The sequence below is a fragment of the Microbacterium sp. genome, assembly GCF_031179285.1.
Classification (GTDB): domain Bacteria; phylum Actinomycetota; class Actinomycetes; order Actinomycetales; family Microbacteriaceae; genus Microbacterium.
The window spans coordinates 1-3,642 of the sequence record NZ_JAPSHY010000067.1 but is presented as its reverse complement, the minus strand read 5'-3'; the positions used below and the strand labels follow the sequence as shown (position 1 = coordinate 3,642).

The following is a 3,642-nucleotide window of genomic DNA, read 5'->3' as shown; positions in this document are numbered from 1 at the left end:
CGATGCAGGGTCATCCAGCGTGACCGAAACCCCACCACGGCCTTTCAGAACCTGCTCGGCAAGCGTGGACTTGCCGACCTGCCGTGCACCCTGGACGACGACTATCCGCGTGTCCGCAAGCGCTTGCCCCAGGCGCGGGCGCACGAGTCGCGGGACAAGCGATGCATCAGACACACATCCATGCTAGCGAAGCGCTCGCCGTCTCACCTCCATGCTCTCGCCGTTTCACCACATATGGCTCGCCGTTCAGCCATACTCCACTCGCCGTTTCACCACCGACGGGACCTTCCACGCCCACCTGTCCCTCACCCCTTCACGGCTCCGCCGAGCAGGCCGGACACGAACTGCTTCTGGAACACCAGGAACAGCAGCATGAGTGGAAGGGTCGCGAGCAGCGATCCGAGCATGAGGCCCGAGTAGTCCACGCGGCTCATGCCGATCATGGTGTTCAGCGCGACCGGCACGGTGTAGTTCTCCTCGGTGCTGAGCATGAGCAGCGGCCAGATGAACGAGTTCCACTGGCTGATGAACGTGTAGATAACAAGCGCCGCAATCTGCGGCTTCGCGACGGGCAGCACGATCCGGTAGAACGTGCGCACCTCGTTGGCGCCGTCGATGCGCGCCGCTTCGATGAGACTGGGCGGAAAGTCCAGGAAGCCCTGCCGCATCAGGAAGATGCCGAACGCGTTCGCGAGGAAAGGCAGGATGACGGCCTGGTAGGTGTCGATCCACCCCATGCCCGCCATGATCTGGAACAGCGGCACGAGCAGCACCTGCATCGGGATCATCATGGTCACGAGCACGACGCCGAGCAGGACGCCGCGGCCGCGGAACCGGTAGGTGGCGAGACCGTAGCCGGCCATGATGCTGACGATCGAGCTGAACACCGTGTAGATCGCCGCGATGACCAGACTGTTGAGCATCACCCGGCTGAAGCCGATGCTCTCCTCGAGCCGGGCAAGGTTGACCCAGAGGTCTCCGCCGGGCAGCACCGGCAGCGGTGTGCCGAACAGCTCGGAGGTCGGATGCGTCGACGCGATGACCATCCATAGGAACGGGACGATCGACACCGCCGAGGCAACGATCAGCAGCAGGTACAGCGGCAGCTTCCAGATCCCCGATCGGATGCCGCGCTCCCCCGCCCCCAGGCTGCGCGGGTCGCGTCCGGATGTGACGATGGTGCGGGTGGCGAGGTCGGTCATCGCTTCTCCCTCATGACCCGGAACTGCACGATCGCGATGATCGCGGTGAGCAGGACCAGCATCCAGGCGATGGCGGATGCATAGCCGAAGTCGAACTGCCGGAATCCCACCTTGTAGAGGTAGAGCACCGGAGTGAGCGTGGCGTCGCTGGGGCCTCCGCCGGTGAGGATGAAGTTCTCATCGAAGAGCTGCAGCGCCCCGATCGTCGACGTGATGCCGGTGAAGATGAGCACCGGTCGCAGCTGCGGCAACACGATGTGCCGGAAGGTCTGCCATCGCCCGGCCCCATCGATCTTGGCCGCCTCGTACAGCTCGGCGGGGATCGACTGCAGCCCGGCCAGGATGATGACCATGTTGTAGCCGGTCCACCGCCAGGTCACGGCAGCGATGACGGCGACCCGGGCCCACCACTCGTTGTTCAACCAGTCGACCGGGGCGATCCCGACGGATCCGAGCATCTGGTTCACCACACCGCCGTCGGTGGCGAGCAGCACCCGGAACACCACCGCATAGGCGACGAGCGTCGTCACGGCCGGCAGGAACGTGAGCAGCCGGAACCCCGAGCGGAACCGCAGCCACGACTGGTTCAGCAGGTAGGCGAGGCCGACCGCCAACGCGAGCATCAGCGGCACCTGGACGATCAGGATCAGCCCCGCGTTGAACAGGCTCTTCGCAATCAGCGGGTCCGCAAAAAGGCGCGCGTACTGCCCGAATCCGACGAACTGCGTGACCCCGGCCTCGGTGCGGAACAGACTCTGCCAGAACGAGGCGACGAGCGGGTAGGCGAAGAAGAAGGCGAGCAGTGCGGCGGCCGGAAGCACGAACCAGCGTCCGGCCCTGCCCGGGTCGAGCCGCCTGCGGCTCGGCCCCTGGGCGGCCTCGAGCCGCCTGCGGCTCGACCCGAGCGAGGTGTCGACGGGCATGGTTACTCCGCGATCTCCCGGCCGGTCGAGGTGGCCAGCTGCTTCGCCGCGTCCTCCAGGACCGTCGCCGGGTCGGCGCCGTTCAGCACCGCGGCCGAGACGGCGTTCGCGACGATGTCGCTCGCCTCAGCGCTGTCGGAGGTGTAGACGATCGGCGGGATCTCCGCAGTGAGCTCGGCGAAGACCTGGTACACCGGCTGGCCGCCGAAATAGTCCACCGGCGCGGAGAACTGCTCGTCCTCCAGCGCGGGTAGGTAGGAGGGGAACAGGCCCTCGCTCTTCATCATGGACGCCTGGTTCTCGGCATCCGCAAGCACGAAGTCGATGAACGCCGCCGCGAGCTGCGGGTTTTTCGCCTGCGCCGGCACGGCGAGTCCGGAGCCGCCGTTGTTCGAGGTGCGGGCCCCACCCTCGTCGAACGCCGGCAGGGGCAGCACACCGAACTTCCCGGAGTGCTCGGGGGCGTCGCCCTGCAAGGTGCCGATCCACCACACCGCCTCCGGTGTCACCGCAGAATCGCCGTCCTTCGCGGACGTGACCCGGCCATCCCAGCCGGTGACGTTCTTGATGAGGCCGGCCTCGTTCATCTCCTTGAGCATGGTGAGTACGCGCACGGCCTCGGGGGAGTTCAGCGTGATCTCACCCTCCTCGTTGAACAGGCCCTGACCGAGCTGCTGCAGCCGCGCCTGGAATCCGGCCCCGGCGGCGACGTCGGTCGACATCAGGGTATGCCCGGTCTTCTCCTTGATGACCTTGCCCGCCTCGATGAGCTCGTCCCAGGTCTGCACCGACTCGATGTCGATGCCCGCCTCATCGACGATGTCGGTGCGGTAGAACATCGCCACGGTGCCGGAGTCCCAGGGCGCGATGCGCAGCGAGCCCTCGGCGTCGGAGCCTGCCGCCCACTTGAACGGGTCGAAGTCCTTCTCCTCGTCGCCGAGTACCGGGGTCAGGTCGAGCATCCCTTTCGGGAACTGCGTGATGTAGCCGGGAGCGGCGTCCGTCTCGATGGTGACGACGTCGGGGAGTCCGGTACCGGCCTGGAACCCCACCGACATCTTGTCGTACGCGTTGTCGTAACCGACGTCGACCACCCTCACCGTCGTGCCTTCGTGCTTCTTCTCGAACTCGGCCGCCAGGCGCTCCAGCGCGACGGCGCCGACGTCCCACGACCACACGGTGATCTCGCCGTCGAGTTCCGCTTCGGGGTCGAGCGCCGTGCCCTTCCCCGCGGTTGGCACGCCACCGGTCGCGCACCCGGTGAGGACGACCGCCGCCAGCGCGGCCACCGAGGCGAGAGCGAGATGCTTCTTCATGAGACTCCTTCGTCGAAATGAATACTGAATACAGGCAGAGTGCATGCGGATGCCTGCAGCGACCGCACAGACGGTCAGCTCAGCGCCACCGCCAGGTCGAGGAACAGCGCGGCCGACCAGCCGAACGCCGTCGTCGCGCGCTCGGCCTTCTCGCCGGTGTGCGGGTTGTAGTACTCGTGCGGTCCGCCGCCGTGCACGACG

General features: G+C 66.6%; 4 protein-coding genes. All 4 read right to left on the bottom strand.

Going from position 1 to position 3,642, the window contains the following annotated elements; all coding sequences use genetic code 11:
* Nucleotides 1-144, bottom strand: a 144-nt coding sequence (locus RIN18_RS17700) for an AAA family ATPase (protein WP_375163548.1), incomplete at its 3' end; no start/stop codon positions are given.
* 161 nt (nucleotides 145-305) lie between these two features.
* The gene (locus RIN18_RS17375) at nucleotides 306-1,202 is read right to left on the bottom strand and encodes a carbohydrate ABC transporter permease (protein WP_309105234.1); all 897 of its coding nucleotides are present in this window, start codon (nucleotides 1,200-1,202) and stop codon (nucleotides 306-308) included.
* A complete protein-coding gene (locus RIN18_RS17370) occupies nucleotides 1,199-2,125 on the bottom strand; it encodes a sugar ABC transporter permease (RefSeq protein WP_309105233.1) in 927 nt (308 codons plus the stop codon). The genes RIN18_RS17375 and RIN18_RS17370 overlap by 4 nt, the downstream gene beginning before the upstream one ends.
* A gap of 2 nt (nucleotides 2,126-2,127) precedes the next feature.
* Nucleotides 2,128-3,441, bottom strand: a complete 1,314-nt coding sequence (locus tag RIN18_RS17365; RefSeq protein ID WP_309105232.1) for a sugar ABC transporter substrate-binding protein — start codon at nucleotides 3,439-3,441, stop codon at nucleotides 2,128-2,130.
* Nucleotides 3,442-3,642: the final 201 nt, after the last annotated feature.

Excerpts from the sequence above, each read along its gene's own strand:
- RIN18_RS17375 (WP_309105234.1), bottom strand. The coding sequence starts at position 1,202 with ATGACCGACCTCGCCACCCGCACCATCGTCACATCCGGACGCGACCCG.
- RIN18_RS17370 (WP_309105233.1), bottom strand. The coding sequence starts at position 2,125 with ATGCCCGTCGACACCTCGCTCGGGTCGAGCCGCAGGCGGCTCGAGGCC.
- RIN18_RS17365 (WP_309105232.1), bottom strand. The coding sequence starts at position 3,441 with ATGAAGAAGCATCTCGCTCTCGCCTCGGTGGCCGCGCTGGCGGCGGTC.